Origin of the sequence: Mycobacterium paraffinicum, from assembly GCF_001907675.1 — a bacterium.
Lineage (GTDB): Bacteria > Actinomycetota > Actinomycetes > Mycobacteriales > Mycobacteriaceae > Mycobacterium > Mycobacterium paraffinicum_A.
This window is the reverse complement of sequence record NZ_MPNT01000002.1, coordinates 258155-273887: the sequence shown is the minus strand read 5'-3', so window position 1 is coordinate 273887 and position 15733 is coordinate 258155. Positions and strand designations below refer to the sequence as shown.

The 15733-nt window shown below is 69.1% G+C and carries 22 protein-coding genes and 2 pseudogenes; 9 read left to right on the top strand and 15 right to left on the bottom strand.

Features of this window, described 5'->3' with window-relative positions; genetic code table 11:
- The first annotated feature begins 355 nt into the window (after positions 1-355).
- Both ssd and BRW65_RS04035 read left to right on the top strand, forming a co-directional pair.
- A complete protein-coding gene (gene ssd / locus BRW65_RS04040; protein ID WP_084187709.1) occupies positions 356-1405 on the top strand; it encodes a septum site-determining protein Ssd in 1050 nt (349 codons plus the stop codon).
- Positions 1402-2004, top strand: a pseudogene (locus BRW65_RS04035) (ATPase, T2SS/T4P/T4SS family); the annotation flags it as partial. The gene ssd and the pseudogene BRW65_RS04035, both read left to right, overlap by 4 nt.
- Positions 2005-2026: 22 nt before the next feature.
- On the opposite strand, the gene BRW65_RS04030 reads toward BRW65_RS04035, so the two are convergent.
- Positions 2027-2743: a hypothetical protein gene (locus BRW65_RS04030; RefSeq protein ID WP_139272848.1), complete on the bottom strand. Its 717-nt coding sequence runs from the start codon at positions 2741-2743 to the stop codon at positions 2027-2029.
- A gap of 133 nt (positions 2744-2876) precedes the next feature.
- On the opposite strand from BRW65_RS04030, the gene BRW65_RS04025 reads away from it, so the two are divergent.
- Complete coding sequence (locus tag BRW65_RS04025; RefSeq protein WP_073871508.1) at positions 2877-3170, top strand: hypothetical protein; 294 nt, start codon at positions 2877-2879, stop codon at positions 3168-3170.
- A gap of 121 nt (positions 3171-3291) precedes the next feature.
- Here the strand turns inward: BRW65_RS04025 and BRW65_RS04020 are convergent, their stop codons facing one another.
- From BRW65_RS04020 to BRW65_RS03960, 14 genes are all read right to left on the bottom strand, one after another.
- Positions 3292-4059 carry a phosphoribosyltransferase gene (locus BRW65_RS04020; RefSeq protein WP_073871506.1) on the bottom strand — a complete coding sequence of 256 codons (768 nt, stop codon included), beginning with the start codon at positions 4057-4059 and terminating at the stop codon, positions 3292-3294.
- Positions 4060-4066: 7 nt separating this feature from the next.
- Positions 4067-5128 (bottom strand): DNA-processing protein DprA, encoded by a 1062-nt coding sequence (locus BRW65_RS04015; protein ID WP_208611747.1) that lies wholly within the window; start codon positions 5126-5128, stop codon positions 4067-4069.
- 288 nt (positions 5129-5416) lie between these two features.
- Complete coding sequence (locus BRW65_RS04010; RefSeq protein ID WP_073871504.1) at positions 5417-5644, bottom strand: hypothetical protein; 228 nt, start codon at positions 5642-5644, stop codon at positions 5417-5419.
- Positions 5641-6420: a hypothetical protein gene (locus BRW65_RS04005; protein ID WP_073871502.1), complete on the bottom strand. Its 780-nt coding sequence runs from the start codon at positions 6418-6420 to the stop codon at positions 5641-5643. Before BRW65_RS04005 ends, BRW65_RS04010 begins: the two co-directional genes overlap by 4 nt.
- 25 nt (positions 6421-6445) lie before the next feature.
- Positions 6446-6925 carry a hypothetical protein gene (locus BRW65_RS04000; protein WP_073871500.1) on the bottom strand — a complete coding sequence of 160 codons (480 nt, stop codon included), beginning with the start codon at positions 6923-6925 and terminating at the stop codon, positions 6446-6448.
- Between the two features lie 20 nt (positions 6926-6945).
- Positions 6946-7824, bottom strand: coding sequence for a major capsid protein (locus BRW65_RS03995; protein WP_073871490.1), 879 nt, complete (start codon positions 7822-7824; stop codon positions 6946-6948).
- Positions 7825-7837: 13 nt separating this feature from the next.
- On the bottom strand, positions 7838-8221 hold the full coding sequence (locus BRW65_RS03990; protein WP_073871488.1) for a capsid cement protein: 384 nt from the start codon (positions 8219-8221) through the stop codon (positions 7838-7840).
- Between the two features lie 3 nt (positions 8222-8224).
- On the bottom strand, positions 8225-8809 hold the full coding sequence (locus tag BRW65_RS03985) for a hypothetical protein (protein ID WP_073871485.1): 585 nt from the start codon (positions 8807-8809) through the stop codon (positions 8225-8227).
- A gap of 11 nt (positions 8810-8820) precedes the next feature.
- On the bottom strand, positions 8821-9195 hold the full coding sequence (locus BRW65_RS03980; protein ID WP_167373992.1) for a helix-turn-helix domain-containing protein: 375 nt from the start codon (positions 9193-9195) through the stop codon (positions 8821-8823).
- An 11-nt stretch (positions 9196-9206) separates the two neighbouring features.
- Positions 9207-9569 carry a hypothetical protein gene (locus BRW65_RS03975; protein ID WP_073871480.1) on the bottom strand — a complete coding sequence of 121 codons (363 nt, stop codon included), beginning with the start codon at positions 9567-9569 and terminating at the stop codon, positions 9207-9209.
- Positions 9566-9688: a hypothetical protein gene (locus BRW65_RS32610; RefSeq protein ID WP_279627642.1), complete on the bottom strand. Its 123-nt coding sequence runs from the start codon at positions 9686-9688 to the stop codon at positions 9566-9568. The genes BRW65_RS03975 and BRW65_RS32610 overlap by 4 nt, the downstream gene beginning before the upstream one ends.
- Positions 9685-9882: a hypothetical protein gene (locus BRW65_RS03970; RefSeq protein WP_073871477.1), complete on the bottom strand. Its 198-nt coding sequence runs from the start codon at positions 9880-9882 to the stop codon at positions 9685-9687. Before BRW65_RS03970 ends, BRW65_RS32610 begins: the two co-directional genes overlap by 4 nt.
- 1042 nt (positions 9883-10924) lie before the next feature.
- Positions 10925-11128 (bottom strand): excisionase family DNA-binding protein, encoded by a 204-nt coding sequence (locus tag BRW65_RS03965; protein ID WP_073871764.1) that lies wholly within the window; start codon positions 11126-11128, stop codon positions 10925-10927.
- A 300-nt stretch (positions 11129-11428) separates the two neighbouring features.
- Positions 11429-12865, bottom strand: a complete 1437-nt coding sequence (locus tag BRW65_RS03960; protein WP_073871475.1) for a recombinase family protein — start codon at positions 12863-12865, stop codon at positions 11429-11431.
- Positions 12866-12891: 26 nt separating this feature from the next.
- On the opposite strand from BRW65_RS03960, the pseudogene BRW65_RS03955 reads away from it, so the two are divergent.
- From BRW65_RS03955 to BRW65_RS03930, 6 genes and pseudogenes are all read left to right on the top strand, one after another.
- Positions 12892-13461: pseudogene (locus BRW65_RS03955) on the top strand (ATPase, T2SS/T4P/T4SS family); the annotation flags it as partial.
- Positions 13458-14261: a type II secretion system F family protein gene (locus tag BRW65_RS03950; RefSeq protein WP_073871473.1), complete on the top strand. Its 804-nt coding sequence runs from the start codon at positions 13458-13460 to the stop codon at positions 14259-14261. The pseudogene BRW65_RS03955 and the gene BRW65_RS03950, both read left to right, overlap by 4 nt.
- Positions 14258-14854: a type II secretion system F family protein gene (locus BRW65_RS03945; RefSeq protein ID WP_208611746.1), complete on the top strand. Its 597-nt coding sequence runs from the start codon at positions 14258-14260 to the stop codon at positions 14852-14854. Before BRW65_RS03950 ends, BRW65_RS03945 begins: the two co-directional genes overlap by 4 nt.
- Before the next feature lie 15 nt (positions 14855-14869).
- Complete coding sequence (locus BRW65_RS03940) at positions 14870-15073, top strand: DUF4244 domain-containing protein (RefSeq protein WP_073871471.1); 204 nt, start codon at positions 14870-14872, stop codon at positions 15071-15073.
- A gap of 23 nt (positions 15074-15096) precedes the next feature.
- Positions 15097-15399: a TadE family type IV pilus minor pilin gene (locus tag BRW65_RS03935; protein WP_139272844.1), complete on the top strand. Its 303-nt coding sequence runs from the start codon at positions 15097-15099 to the stop codon at positions 15397-15399.
- A gap of 31 nt (positions 15400-15430) precedes the next feature.
- Positions 15431-15721, top strand: coding sequence for an Rv3654c family TadE-like protein (locus tag BRW65_RS03930; RefSeq protein ID WP_347876613.1), 291 nt, complete (start codon positions 15431-15433; stop codon positions 15719-15721).
- The last annotated feature ends 12 nt before the right edge of the window (positions 15722-15733 follow it).

Here is a 15733-nt window from a genome sequence, read left to right as displayed (position 1 = left end):
CTATTGCGTTACCGCGGCTAGTCATGTGTATAGTAAGCATTACTCGGCCTGAGCCGAGGGTGTATCAGCCCGACCCCCCGGGGCTGATGCACGACGACCCTCGCCTCCTCCCCCCCTGGCGGGGGTCGTCCCTTTTCTGGGGTCAGTTCGCCCGCACCGCACCGTGTCGTGTGCCTATGCAATTGGTTGCGGGCTTTCCGCGTCCCGTGTGCTGGCCGACGTGTCTGTGCACAGTTGCGTCTGTCTCCACAAATCCGCAGTTTGGGACTGGTGTCCAATATCGCGGGCCCGCAGAGTGGGCCGCGTGACGAGCACTTCGCAGGCCGACGCGCCGGCCCCCGCGGGCGTGCTGGCGGTGCTCGCGGACCCGGAACTGCGCCGGGAGGTGGAGCGCGTGGCGGCGGCCGTCGGCGTCCGGGTGGTCCACGCCGGCGGCGCCGTGAGCCGCAAGTCGTGGTCGGCTGCCGCGGCCGTCGTGCTGGACGAGGCGGCGGCCGAGCGGTGCGGGCGGGCGGCGCTACCCCGTCGCACTCACGTGACCGTGCTGACGACGGCCGACCCGGCGACCGCAACGTGGGCGGCGGCCGTCGGGGTCGGCGCCGAGCACGTGCTGCGGCTGCCCGAACGCGAGCGCGACATGGTCCGCGTTCTCGCCGAGGCGGTGGAATCGTCGCGCGACGACGGGACGCGCGGCGCGGTCGTCGCCGTCATCGGTGGGTGCGGCGGGGCCGGTGCGTCGACGCTGGCGGTCGGCCTGGCGCACGCGGCCGCGGAAGCGCTGCTGGTGGATCTCGACTCATGGGGCGGCGGGATCGACCTACGGTTGGGCGCCGAGAACGCCCCGGGCCTGCGCTGGCCGGACCTGGCGCTGCAGGACGGCCGGCTCACCTGGTCGGCGGTGCGGGATGCGTTGCCCCGACACCGGGCGATCAGCGTGCTCTCGGGCACCCGGCGCGGATGCGAGTTGGCGGCCGGGCCCGTGCACGCCGTCGTCGACGCCGGCCGCCGCGGCGCGGTGACGGTGGTCTGCGACCTGCCGCGCCGCCTGACCGACGCGGCGCACGCCGCGCTGGATGCCGCCGACCTCGTCGTCGTGGTCAGCCGCTGCGATGTGCCCGCGTGCGCCGCGACGGGCGCGCTGGCGCCGGTGCTCGCCGCGGTCAATCCCAACGTGGGATTGGTGGTGCGGGGCCCGTCACCGGGAGGGTTGCGGGCCTCCGAGATCGCCGATATCACCGGGCTGCCGTTGCTGGCGTCCGTCAAAGCGCAACCCTGGGTGGCCGAGCAGCAGGAGCGTGGCGGCCTGCGGCTGGGGCGGCGTTCTGCGCTCGCGGCGGCGGCCCGGCAGGTGCTGGCGGTGCTGCCGCGCGCGTCCGGGCCCGCACGAAAAGGCAGGGCCGCGTGAGTGGTTCGTTGATCGACCGGGTGCGCGAGCGGCTGGCCGCCGAATCCGCGCCGCTGGGGCCCAACGTCGTGGCCGCCGCGATCCGGGCCGAGGCCGGCGGCATGCTGGGTGACACCGAGGTGCTGGCCAACTTGCGGGTGCTGCAGACGGAGCTGACCGGCGCCGGGATCCTCGAGCCGTTGTTGTGCGCGCACGGCACCACCGACGTGTTGGTCACCGCGCCCGACGCGGTGTGGGTCGACGACGGAAATGGCTTGCGGCGCACACAGGTTCGGTTCGCCGACGAGGCGGCGGTGCGGCGCCTGGCGCAGCGGCTGGCCCTGGCGGCCGGTCGCCGGCTGGACGACGCGCAGCCGTGGGTGGATGGCCAGCTCACCGGGATCGGCGCCGGGTTCGCGGTGCGATTGCATGCCGTGCTGCCGCCGGTGGCGGCCGCGGGGACGTGCCTGTCGCTGCGGGTGCTGCGGCCCGCCACTCAGGACCTGGCCGCGCTCATCGAATCGGGCGCGTTGGCGCCCGAGGCCGCCGCACTGGTCGCCGACATCATCGCGGCCCGGTTGGCGTTCCTGGTATGCGGCGGAACTGGAGCGGGCAATACGGGAATGCAACTGTGGCACCCAGTCACCGGGGTCGGTCCTTGGCGGACAGCGGCCGCGAGTTGATCGGGCTCTGGCCCGGTTTGAGATCGCGGCCGGGGACTCGACGCCACTCTCCGACTCGGTGCGGTCGGCTCAGCACGCGCCGGGCCCACCGCCAGCGCCGGCGCGCACCCCATTCCTCGACCCACTGAATTAACCGGAAGGATCGGAACCATCGCCAGCGTTCGAGCTCGTGAGGCGGAGCGAGCGGACGGCGGACCGCGTCCGTGCGTAGTCCCGGCCCGTACGGAGCGGCCCAAGAAAGCACGCACCACAGGTCTTTGGCGTCGTCGGCGCGGAGGTTGAATTCCCAAGTGAGCGGTTCGTCTTCGCAGGTCAAGCGGCGCAACGTTTCCGGTGTCTCGTCGAGGTAGCCCGCATCGCCGAACTCGAGTTGCTGGCCGTCACGTTCGAGGTGGATCGCTACCTCGTACAAATCATTTCCGGCGAGGTTGACCAGGACGAAGTAGTCATCTGAGACGACGAGCTCGCCGCGGATGCGGTCCTCTCTGTGGATGGGGCGGTGGACCTCGAAAATGATGCCTCGACCGCCGGCGGCGTCACGCTGCAAAACCAGTTGCCACCATGCGATCACCATCGCCGTGCCTGACACCACGAACGCCAGCACCGAGACCAGCAACGCCCATCCGTCCATGCGCCCAACTGTCTCGCGCCAGGTGCGTAGGGCGATGTCGGACACGCCGCGACATTTTGCAGAGGCAGGTGCTTCCGTGCATCACACAACCATTGTGCGTTGCCCAAACACGCCGTAAATGCAGGATTTCTCTTGTGAGCCTTGCTATTTCGGACTTTCTCCGTGTTAGCTGAGCAGCATGACGAACACAATCACACCGCCGGCCGATGCCCGGCGCGTCTACCCCTGGGAATTCGACAGTACCGGCCGGTCGCGGTGGTTCGACGGCAGTGCGTGCACCGCCGGCCCCGCCACCATGACCATCACCGGTCGGCAATACGACGACGGCACCGTGCTCCGCGGTGTGACATTGCAACTTGGCGACGCCGAGCTCCTCGACGCCGACGAGGCCCGCTGCCTTGCCGGGGTGTTACTGGCGGCCGCCGGCGAGCTCGACCGTCTCACGCCGTCACCGGGAACCGATCGGCGTTGATCTGCGTCCGATCTATTGTCGGGTCCGCCACCCGCTCTCTCGGTAGCGGGCCCGACCTACGCGCTAGTCACGCCAGGCGCTGGGCCCATCGGTATTTGTGGAGGTGACGTTTCAGCGATGCTTAGGGACAGTCGCCGCCAGTGACTGGGCAGATGTATGGGTCGTAATCCCGGCGTAGACGCTCTTTGATGAACTTGGCGTTCTCGTCGTAGCTGGGTTTGAGGTAGCGGCTGACGACCATGACGCTGACGTACTTCGCGCCATAGCGGCGCAATGCCAGTGCTGCAGACTGCGTGCGTGAGCCCCTCGTCCAGGTGTCGTCGAGAATCAGGACGTGCTCGCCGGTGAGATCGGTCTCGGGGGCGAGGTTGAACTGAGAAGCCGACACGATGCGAGCGCTCGACGCGCCGGGCGCCGGCACCAGAAGCGGGCTCGGGCCGGTTGCGTGCATGTTCGTCGTCATCTCTATGAACGGGTGAACGCCGCTGCGGCCGCTAAGCGAGGGAACGGCGAGCCGCCGGTCGACCGGCTGTCCGATCTTCCTCTCGATGCACGGCTCATGCATGACAATGCCAAGGAACAGCAGCCGATTCATGACAACGGTCAGACGCTGGCGGACTGCTGCGTCCTGGTCGTCCTTGTAATGGCGAACCAGAAAGTGCGACTGCTCGCCCTCGATGCCGTAGGTCAGTGGCACTACGAGATCGGCGATTCCGAACGTCGTGTGAAGCTGGTTGCACGGGTAGCAGCGGTCGTAGCCGTTGACCGGTGTCGTGCAGGTTCGGCAGGTCGCGGACTGCTCACGGATCGGGTTGCGTAGGTATCCGCCTGCCGAGACCGCGAGCGCCCGCCTAATCTCGGCGACGCGATCGACTTTGTCGTCGCTCAATCGACCGTCAGGCCGGCGCGGGGCCGGTGTTCAGCACGGCGAGGTCGCGGCTCCGGCTGTCCGCGATGAGAAGCTCGACGATGCCCATTACGTCAGCTGTGCTCCCAGCGACGTACACGCCAGGGCGGCCTTCCAGCGCCTTGCCCCACTTTGTCTCGTTCACCACGTGGTCGGTCAGGATCACCGGCCGCCCGTGCTCGACCGCTACGCGCGCCTGAATCCGTGCGCCGCTGTGCTCGCCAGCTTCCACAATGACCGATGCTCGACCGAGCCCGGACATGGTGACATTCCGCATGGGGAAGGAGTACTTCGTCGGCGGCGCGTCCGGGAAGAACTGTGAGACCAGCGCGCCGGCGGCGGCGACCCGCTCGTGCAGGCTGCGGTGACTCGCCGGATACACGCGCCGGATACCCGTTCCAATTACCCCGATCGGCCGTCCGCCAGCTTCGAGTGTCGCCTCGTGCGCGGCGCCGTCGATGCCCTCGGCGAGCCCTGAAATGACCGAGACGCCTCGGTCTGCAAGTCCCTGTGCCACGTTCGCGGCAATCGAGAGCCCAAACGCGCTCGCCTTCCGTGAGCCGACGACCGACACTCCGTCCTCGTCGGCCCGCAGGTCGCCCTTCACGAACAGCATCGGCGGCGTCTGGTGAATCTCACGCAGTGCAACGGGATACGCGGCGTCAAGCACGGTGAGCAATTCAAATTCACCGGACGACTCCCACTCGCGGACTGTCTCCCACGACTGCTTAAACAGCAGCTCCGCTTCGCCGCCAATCGCAGGAATCAAGGAGTCATCGAGATCTAGCGCCGGTGGGTGCAGTTCCTCCCAGAGAGCAAGGGCGGATCCACGGACAGCGACCTCCGACGCGATCGTCGACCATGCTGTCTTACCTGCGCGTTCGCCCATGAGCGACGGACGTTCCTCCATCAGCGCAAGCAGCGCAGCGCGTTCCTCGGCTCTGTCGCTCATACGCCGTAGCTTAGAGCGGCAGCAGAGATGCGACAGCGCTTCGATGTGCAATAGGCGGCTGACATAGTTCGTCACCTCGTTTCCCCGGCTCGAACTCATGCTCTGATGGTATTTCCCCATACCGACAGGGCTATGCGTCGGCGGCGCGCCGTAGAGCTCAGCGGTTTTGCGGCCGCGAGCTGACCAGTGGGAACCCAATTTCTGTGATTCTGGCCGCTGCCAGCCCCGCGGCCATCCGCCGAGGATCCCTTTACCGAACAATCCCGCTGCTTTTCGCGGGGTCGCTGTAAAAAAAATTCTGACTCACCTCGGCGAGTCAGTTACCGGGGTACCCCTTAGAAAAATGGGGTTGAACTGCGTATCTGTCGGATTCCAGCTAACACATGCTCAGAACCGCAGCTCGGGAAGCTCGCGGGTCGATGCGCCTTTTTGGCCGCTCGACAGCAGTTGGGCGGGCCCGAGCGGGCATGTGTTGGCGTGGTCGTCGCGGTCGAACGATGGTGTGTTGCAGGTGCACCGAGCGAGCTCGCGGGGGAAGTGCCCGAGTTGTTGCGTGATGACCTCGCGGTGCCGCTCCTCGCGGGTTCGTCTGTCGGCCTCGTAGTCGGTGGTCACTGGCCGTCCCATCGGCCGACGTGGCCGCCCCACACGGTTTCGCCGGGCGTTGGTATCGGTGCGCGGAACGGGATGCGCGGGTGCGGCCGGTCGCCGCCGACGAGGGGCTCGTATTCGTCGTCGAGCAGTCCGTCGGGCCCGCCGCGCCGGTACCAGTCGGGCAGGGATTGCCAGTCGTCGAGGGTGTAACCGGGGTAACCGACGACGGCCGGGACACCGAGCGTCGCGCGGAGCCGCTCGGCCAGGCGCTCGGCGCGCTTGTGGTCGACGAGCTGGGCTGCGAGGTAGAGCTGCTCGATACGCGCGACGCCAGCCCGCATTTCGGGTGAGGTGCACTTGAGGTCGGACCAGGGCACGGCACGGTTGATCCAGCGAACGCGGGTGAGGTGGACGTGGGCGAGCACGGGGATGGTGTCAGGCGCGACGCGAGTGGGGCGGAACAGGCTCGTGGTGCCGGTCGCGATGTTGGCGGTGATGACGCACAGCCGGTAGAGGGCGTCGATGACGTTCTCGACGGCGTAGACGCCACAGGCGCAATCATGTTCCGGCGGTTGGTGATCGACGTGCACGCTGCACTCCGCGCGCACCGCCGGCGCGGTGACGAGCGGCGCATCGCCGTAGGGCGCTCGTAGCGCCGGCCGCTCGTCGACGAGCCTGACGTGCCAGATGCGCCAGCCGGTCGCGCTGTCGATGAGCTTGTCGAGCTCGGCATCAGTGGTGCGGTACCGGCCGCCGGAGGCATTGGCGGCCGGCACCGCGGTCGCGCTCACGGCCATGCCAGTGATCCGCGAGCGGCGACGATCAGTAGAACCACGCCGGCTTATCGGCGCGGTCGTCGGCGGGGTCGATGCTGTGCCCGAGTTCGTTTATTGGCACGGCGGTTTCGTTGGGCACCGAGGCGAGGACCTCGAGCATCTTCTCGTCGTGCGTGCACAGCGTCACCCAGTGCTGTTTGCGCGCCGCGGTGATCTTGCCGGTGCTGACGGCCTCGTCGACGGCGGCCTCGATTTTCTGCGCCTTGGCGGCGGCAGCGATCTTTCGGCCCTCGGCGGCGTCGTGGCGCAGGGCGGCGAGCGTCTGGGTGTCCATCACCTCGAGGTCGTGTTTCTTCGCGGCGGCGGCGATCTGAGACGGCGGCGTGTCCGCCATTAGCGGGGCGCCGCGCAGGGCGTCCTTGAGGGTGTCCAGGACCAGCTCCGTGTCGGTTGTGTCCTCGGGCAGGCCGAGGCGGTCGAGCAGCACAGCGGCTTCGGCGTCGTCAAACTCGAGTGTCAGTGCCATCGTGTTGTCTCCCTCGGGGTTTAGGCGGCGAGGCCGATGATCTTCTTCGCCGCATACGGTCGGTCGACGGCGAACGCGGGCACGGCGTAGGCCTGCACCCACGTCGAGCGGGTTTTGCGCTCGTCAATGACGTCGACGGTGAGCGCGGCCTCGAATCCGACGGTGCCGACCATGCCGCCCTGGCAGACGTAGGCGGTCCCGGCCGGGATGCGCGGGTTGGAGAACATCGTGAGGCCGGCCGATTCGAGCATGGCGCCGAGGTTCTCGGCGTAAGCCTCGCGCAGTGCCCGCGCCTGGCTGGGGTGCACGAGCAGCGTGTCGTGCACGACGCCGAGCTCCTCGAGGTCGGCGAGCTCCTGGGCCTGTGCGAAGTGGCTCGTCGGCCGGTCAGGTCCGGGTGTCAGGTTGGCGTCGGGGCCCACGAAGGTCAGGTTGTCCCACGGGTTTGAGACGGCCACGGTGGCAATGGCGGCGGCCTCGAGGGCGGCGACGGCGCGGGTGTCCAGCTTGCGCGCGATGGTGTTTGCCAGCTGGGTTGTCTGCTGGTCGATGTAGGAGATGTTGTTTCGGGTGCGCTGCTCGTCGGTGACTTGGAAAGTCCCGCCCCAGTCCTCGACGACTGCGAGCTTGGACTCAGGATCGACGCCCTCGACAACGCGGTATTCGGCGCCGGGCGCGCGCTTCTCGACGTCGCTGGTGAAAAAGTCGCTGGCCGCGATGACGCTATAAAGCAAGCCGCCGCCCTGGATTTGGGCGCCGAACGGCCGGAACACCTTCGGTAGCAGGATCTGGTCGTCGGCGAGCTTCGCGATCTGGTCGCGGATGCGTGACGGCTCCTTGAGGGCGACGTCGACGGTGAGACGGCGGCCGTTCAGTTCGGGGATAAGCGCGTTGGGCATTGGTCAAGTCCTCTCAGTAGAGCGAGATTTCGGCGTCGGTGGCGTCGACGGCGCCGGTGACGGCGTAGCCGACCGCGATGCCGGCGGCTTTGGTCGTGGCGGTGCCGTTCGCGCCGACCTGGACCTCAGCGCCGGCGGCGATCGCACCCGAGGCGGTCACCTTCACGACGCGGGAGTTGCCGCGCACGACGCGCACGAGCTCGCCGATCGCTGCGTCGTTGCCGGCCACGCCGCACGCGCGGACGCCGGCCGCGGCCGGCGCGACCGCGATATTGCCGCCACCGGTGCGGTTACCGGACACGGCGAGGAATCGGCGGGCGGTCACCGCCGCGGTGGCCTCGGCGGTGATATCGGCGCCGGGGTCATAGACCGACACCTGGGAAATCGTTGTCGACATTCGTCAGACTCCAATCGTTCGGATTGTTCGCCGCCGGCGGGCAGCGGCAACTTGCACTGCGCGCCGGCGGCGCGCCTCGAGGTCTTCGGGATGAAACGCGCTCGCGGCCACGATCACTCGCCGGCCTGATGCAGCGGCGACGTCGTAGAGGTCGGCGACGTCTTGCAGCGATTCGAGCGTGGACACTGCCGGCGCGCTGGCGCCCAACAGTGCGAGCGCCAAGAGGACACATGGCCACACCCGGCCGGTGACGGGGTCCTCGTACTCGAGCTCGAGCTCGACGCTTCTGTCGGGCCACGCATGCGGCAGCAGGGTTGCGATCGCTTTCGGGACGCCGGCGAGGTCGCCGACGAGCGTGTGCCCGCCGTCGGTCAGCCGCAGCCGGTTGACGAATCCGAGCGCCGGCGACGCGTCGCCCAGACCGGTGTGCCCGATCTTGACCACCGGCTTGCGGATGGCGCCGGTCTCGTGGAACTCGACGATCGACCGCAGATGCTCGGGGCCGACCTCGAAGTCACCATTCACGGCGGACCAGCGGCCGGTCTTGAGTAGCTCGAGGCCCAGCACGCGGTGAACATCAACGGGCACGGCGGCCTCGCTTACCCGGTGCGTTTGGCGGCCCGGCGCTCGGCGCGGGCCTCGACGATGCGCAGTGGATAGAGCCAGCGGGTGCCGGTGTGGTGCCCGGCGAGGACGCCGCGCCGGCGAAGGTCGCGAACACCGTGGGCACTGATGCCCAAGATTCGCGCCGCTTCGCCCGACGTGACCAGGTCATAGGCACAGTGTTGGTCCGAATCGCCTTGAACACCAAACAATCTGACGGTTTTCGTGGTTGAACCGTCAGTGTTTGCAACAACTTTGCGCAATTTCGCCACGATCAGGCCGAGCCGACCCGAAGGCTGCCGACCAGTACGTCGGCATAGATCCTCGATTGCGGCGGCGAGCACTGCCGCCTCCGATACGTCGAGCAACACACCTCGGCGCATCACGCCTCGCCGCCCTGCTCATCGAAGAACTTGCGCAGCGCGTCATCGAGATAACCGGTGTCGTCGACGCCGTGGCGGCGGTCGCGTTCCTCGTCGTCGGCGGCCAACAGCGCGGCATTTCGCCCCACGAGCTCCCCGAGCTGGTGCTGTAGTGCCGCGGCCACGTCGGCGCGCACCTGATCGTCCAGGCTGTCAACGACCAGACTCGAAGCCCGCAGCAGCATTGCAAGCGCGTTGGCTGCACCGCGCAGCCCGGCGCGCGCGTAGGCGTCAGACATGCCCACCGAGTGCTGTTTGAGGGCGGCGATGACCCACAACAGCGCGGCGTGGTCACGCAAAATCTCGGCGTCGTGGTCGTTCATTTGCGTGTCCCGTCGGCGGCGAGCACGTCGGCGTAGGTTCGCGGGTCGTCGGTGCGGGCGTGGTCCCACTCGCTGAGCTTCGCGACCGCGCAACGCCATTCCTCGGCATCCTCGGTCATTGGCCGGCCTCCTTCGCGCCGCGGTGGCGTCGATGGTGCTCGATTGCATCGACCAGTCGGTTCGAGAGCCGCAACCCCTCGCTCTCGGTGAGCGTGAATTGCAGTGGGCCGATACTCAGTTGCAGCAGCGCGGCGTCTGCGTTGTCGCGCGCCTTGACGGCGAAATCCATGTTGCCGATGCCGTTTAGCCTCATCGGGCCTCCTCGGGGTCGTCGAGCTGGTGTAGCGGTTCGCTGAATGACCGCGTTGGCGCAGCGGTCTCGTCGGTTAGGGGCGGGCCTGGCGGACATCGCCGGACGCAAGGAACACGCCGAACGCGGCGCACACCGGTGTCGTCGGGGCGTGTGCAGTACTCGCCGGCCGCGGCGCGGCATGTCGGACACGGACGGTCGATCGCTTCGCGGTAAGCATCGGGAACAGGCCTCCCCATCACGCCACCGCTTCGGCGAGCTCGTGACAGCGGGTGCATTCGGACGGCGGATGCTCGAGGTGTGCGTGTCGTCGGCATCGCGGCCCGTAGGGTCCGCGGACGAATGCGGGAGCGCCCGCTGGCGGCCCGGGGGGCGCCGCCGGCGGACCCCCGTCAATTGAACCGTCAATAGAACCGTCAAGTACGCCATCCATGGGTGGCGCAACCACATCGCCATTTGGCGCAAGCACATTCGGATTTGGCGTAAGCACATGCGCGTTGGTTGCGCCATCTTGGGTGGCGTAAGCACCAACGTTGGTTGCGCCATTCTGGGTGGCGTAAGCGTCGCCTGTTGGTTGCGCCATCTTGGGTGGCGTAAGCACCGAGAGTTCATAGATGCTTGCTCGCGCCGTCCCGTGAGACTTATAGCCGCGCTTGGTAACCCGAATGAGCCCGCGGTCCTTCAACTGTTCGAGCGTGCGCACTGCGGTCCTCTGCGATCTACCGATCGCAGCTTGAATATGGGACAGCCTGACCGACCCCTGCCGGCTGTCGGCATGACATTTCTCAGCGATGGCTACCAGTGCGAGGGTCTGCGCTTGCGACAAATCGGCCAGATGCCCCGCCCGAGCAGTGAGGACCTCGCCGACGAGTTGACCGCTCATGTGCCGCCGCCGGTCACGAGCCAGGAACTCGCCCGCTACCACGCAAGATCGCGAGTATGACGTCGCGCTGAGCGTCGCTGAGGGGCGGCGCCTCTGCGATTACGCGCTCGACGTGTGCGGCGATACTTGCGTGGGCGACGTTCCCGCGGTCAGTCGCGGCGGTCATGCTTGGACCGCGGCGCTTCGGTCCAATGGCCGCATGGCGGCGTCGACCTCGTTGAGGTCGAGGCGAATGAGCCGGGGGCCGCTGCGGTACGCGGTTAGCCGGCCGTCGGCGATCATTTGCCGAACGGTCTTTGTGGTGATGCCGAGGTGTTCGGCGGTGTCCGCGATAGACACCCAGCGGCGCACAACGGTGGTAGGCATCGCGAAATAAACCCTTCTGTGGTGTATCTCGGATGCCTTGGTCCGAACTTCGCGCCCGAATGCGTTGTCGGTCACCGCGACACGCAAATTCATCGGCCGCGGCTAACGGGAAGGCCCCCCGGCGCTATTCTCCTCGCGGTCCCTCTAGCTCGCCGGGCGTCCCGCCTGACCGAGCCCCATCGCGGTGTGCCGCACGGGTTGTCCTCGCTCCTACGGGCTCGCTGCCCACGCGAGCCGAGCTTAACTCCATGAGACGACAACTAAGTGCACAGCGGTTTGTCAGTCGGCTTGTAGCGGGCCTCACTGTGCCGCCTTCCAATCGATCTGCACGTAATCGGGATCGAAGTGGTACAGGCGTCGGCGCGGTGCCGGCAGGACGGTGACCGTCATCAGCAGATCGAGGATCGCGCGACGCTGGCCGAGCGAGAGCCCGTCGGAACGGTCCTCTCGGGTGCCGAACCACAGCGATCGCAGGTCCTTCGCACCGGCGAGGATCTGCATCGGGTTGCGCTGCCCGGCTGACCCGAGAGCCTTGGCGATCGCATCCTCTTTCGCGGTTAACTGCTCAGTGCCGATCGCGAGTTGACGCGCGGTGATCTGGCCCGCCGCGAATAGGCCGGCGAGCTCGTCCTGACGCTCACGCACGGCGACGAGCTCGACGCGCTGCGCCGTTGCGTCTTGGTCGGCGTCCGCGGCGACGAGTTGATCGAGGAGACCAGGCTCGGAAAGTCTGCCCACGATCACCTCCTCGACGTAGCCGTCCAGCGACCTCGCTTCGCGGGTGACGTGACCTCCGCCGTCGCTGACGTAGCGGTTGCCGCACCGGTAGGTATGCCGCTTCACGCTTCCTCCGGTGCCGACGCGCAGCTTCGCCTCGCCGCACACACCGCACACGTACAGGCCCGAGCCGAGCCAGCGGATCGTGCCACCGCGTCCGCCGTTGGTGCGGCGCGCCGGGTCGGACAAGATCGCGCACGCCGCCCGCCATGTGTTCTCGGGGACGATGGGCGGCCACACTGCCGCCCCGACGATCTCGCCGCGGTAGGACGAGAGCCCGGCCGTGCGGGGACGCATGATGGTGTCTTTCAACGCGACCGAGGTCCACGGGCCGCGGCCGGTCGTGGTTGGTATGCCGCGCTCGTTGAGGTCTCGCACGAGCGATCGCAGTGATACACCGCTCACGACCGCCTCGGTGGCCTTCGCGATTTCGGCCGCCTCGGCGGGCCGGATGGTGACACCGTCTTTCTCGAAACCGTAGGGCCGGATGCCGCCGTGCCACCCGCCGGACTTCGCTTGCTGCTGACGCGCCCGCCGGATGCGCTCACCCTTGTGCTCCGACTCGTAGCGCGCCCACGCGCCCAGCGTGCGTGCGACGGCCCTACCAGACGGCGTCGACAAGTCCCACGTGCCGGCCTGCACCGTGTGGGTCTGAATGCCGAACTTCTCCGACAGGTCGATATAGGTCTCGAGCTCGAGCGGTGAGCGGTGCAGCCGGTCAGGGTGCCACGCGATGACGCCGTCGAGCCCACCGGCCTCGATATCAGCGAGCAACGACTGATACTCCGGTCGCCGCTTGCCGCTGTACGCCGAGATGTCGTTGTCGACGTAGACGCGTCGGACCTGCCAGCCGAGCCGCTTCGCGAGCTTCCGACAGTCCTGTTCCTGGCGCTCGACGCCGAGGCGGGTGCCGTCTCGATCCTGGCTAATCCGCACGTAAATCGCTGCTCGAAGTCCCACGCCGCTAAGTGTGCCATAGGTTGAGTGTCGGTAAGACGACGCTGCTAGCCGCGATGCTCGGTGCGGTCGCACCCACCGAGCGGATCGTGTGCGTCGAGGATGCCGCCGAGCTGGCGCCCCGGCATCCGCACCTGGTGAAGCTCGTGGCGCGGTGCGCGAATGTCGAAGGCGTCGGCGAAGTTCCGGTGCGCCAACTCGTTCGCCAGGCCCTGCGGATGCGCCCCGACCGCATCGTGGTCGGCGAGGTGCGGGGTGCCGAGGTGGTCGATCTGCTCGCGGCGTTGAACACGGGCCACGACGGGGGAGCGGGCACGGTGCACGCGAACAACCCGGCCGAGGTCCCCGCCCGGCTGGAGGCCCTCGGCGCGCTGGGCGGTCTCGATCGCGCGGCGCTGCACAGTCAACTCGCCGCGGCCGTCCAGGTGCTGTTGCACGTCGCGCGCGACCGCAGCGGGCGGCGCAGGCTCGGCGAGGTCGCCGTGCTGCGCCGGATCGCGGGCGGGGTGCGGGCGGTCACCGTGTGGCGTGCCGGCGAAGGCATGACCGACGACGCCGAGCTCCTGCATCGCCTGCTGCGCAGCCGGATGCCGGCATGAACGGCCCAGTCACCGCTGCACTGCTGCTGGCGGTCGCGCTCTTGGTCCTCCCGCCGTCACCGCGGCGCCGCCTGGCGACGGTGGCGTCCTATCGCCGGTGGCACCCGCTCGCCGGGCCACGCGGTGCGGCCTGCCTTGCCGCGGGCGTCGTCTGCTCGACCGCGGTGCTACTGCCGCTGACAACGGTGCTCGCCGTCGCGGTCGTGGGCGCGACCGCGAACCTGCGCTATCGCCGCCGCCGCCGCATCCGGTGCGCCCGGCGCGAGGGGCAGGCGCTCGAAGGCGCGCTCGACGTGCTCGTCGGTGAGTTGCGTGTCGGCTCCCACCCGGTGCGCGCGTTCGAGGTGGCCGCCGGCGAAACCGTCGGTGCGGTTGCGGAGTCGTTCCGTGCCGTCGCGGCCCGGGCCAGGTTGGGGGCCGACGTCGCGGCCGGCCTGCGCGCCGCGGCGAACGCGTCGGCCCTGCCCGCGCATTGGGATCGCCTCGCGCTGTGCTGGCAACTGGCCAGCGAGCACGGCCTGGCGATAGCCACCCTGATGCGCGCCGCGCAGCGCGATATCGCAGAGCGGCAACGATTTTCGGTGCGGGTGACGTCGAACATGGCGGGGGCGCGCGCAACCGCGACGATCCTGGCGGGCCTGCCGACACTCGGCGTGCTGCTGGGCCAGCTGATCGGCGCGCGACCGCTGGCCTTCCTGCTCAATGGGCGCGCGGGTGGCTGGCTGTTGGTCGTGGGTTCGATGCTGGCGTGCGGCGGCCTGCTGTGGGCCGACCGCATCACCGATCGGCTCGAGACGTGACCACGGCGGCGGTCCTGCTCGCGATGGCCGCGTGGATCGGCCCCGGCCCGGCGCTGGTGCGGGCGCGGGTGCGGGCACCCGGCCGCGAGCATCGGCCCCGCCCGGGCCGCGGGCCGGCGAACGGCCCCGACCCGTTGGCCATCGCGTCTTGTCTCGACGTGCTGGCCGTGTGCCTTGGCGCCGGCATGGCCGTGGCTAGCGCCGCGTCCGCCGCCGCGGCGTCCGCCCCGCCCACGCTGGCCCGTATCCTGCGGCGCGCCGCGGACCTGCTGGCGCTGGGGGCCGATCCCGTTGTCGCTTGGACCATTACGCCGGATCTGCGGGCGCATGAGGCGGCCCCGCAGGTCGAGGCGCTGCTGCGGCTGGCCCGGCGTTCGGCGGCCTCGGGGTCGGCGCTGGGCGAGGGTGTCGCCGAGTTGGCCGAGGACTCGCGGCACGACGCCGCGCAGGCGGCCACCGCCGCCGCCGAGCGGGCGGGGGTGCTTATCGCCGGACCGCTCGGGTTGTGCTTCCTGCCGGCGTTCGTGTGCCTGGGGATCGTGCCGGTGGTGGCCGGGCTGGCCGGGGAAGTCTTGCAATCGGGATTATGGTGAAGGGGAAGAAAGACAATGCGGCACAACATCTTTCGAGGACTGATCGCGCGCGTGCTGGTCGTGGTGTCCGACGAATCGGGCATGTCGACGGTCGAATACGCCATCGGCACCGTGGCGGCGGCGGCCTTCGGCGCGATCCTGTACACCGTGGTCACCGGGGACTCCATCGTGTCGGCGCTGACCAACATCATCGGTCGCGCGCTCAACACCAAGGTCTAACCGGCAGTGCCGGCGCCAGCACCGTGGAGGCGGCCCTGGGCGTCGCCACGCTGGCGGTCGTGCTGGTGCTGTGTCTGGCCGGCGTCACCGCGATCTCGATGCAGGTTCGCTGCGTGGACGCCGCCCGCGAGGCCGCGAGGCTCGCCGCACGCGGCGACGAACGCTCGGCCCTCAGCGCGGCCCGCCGCATCGCCCCCGGCGGGGCGAGGGTCGAGGTGCACCACGACGGCGAGTTCCTGGTGGCCAATGTCGTCGCGCACTCGGAGTTGTTGCCGGCGCTCGACATCGCGGCCACAGCGGTCGCGGCGGCCGAGCCGTCGGGATGACCGGGGCTCGGCCACGCTGGTCGCGGCCTGGATGGTGGCGGTGTTGCTCTGCGCCACGGGGGCCGGCGCCTACCTCGGTGCGGTGGTGGTGGCGCGTCACCGCGCGCAGGCGGCGGCCGATCTGGCCGCGCTCGCCGCCGCGGCCCGGCTGCCGTCCGGGGCCGAATCGGCCTGCGCCCGCGCGACGGCGGTGGCCCGGCGAATGCGGGCCGACGACACCGGGTGTGCGGTGGACGGCCTCGACGTCGTCGTCACGGTGCGCATGGCGGTCTTCGGCGGCGCGGCGAGCGCCGCCGCACGGGCGGGCCCGGCCCGCGGCTGACGTGGGCCCGCG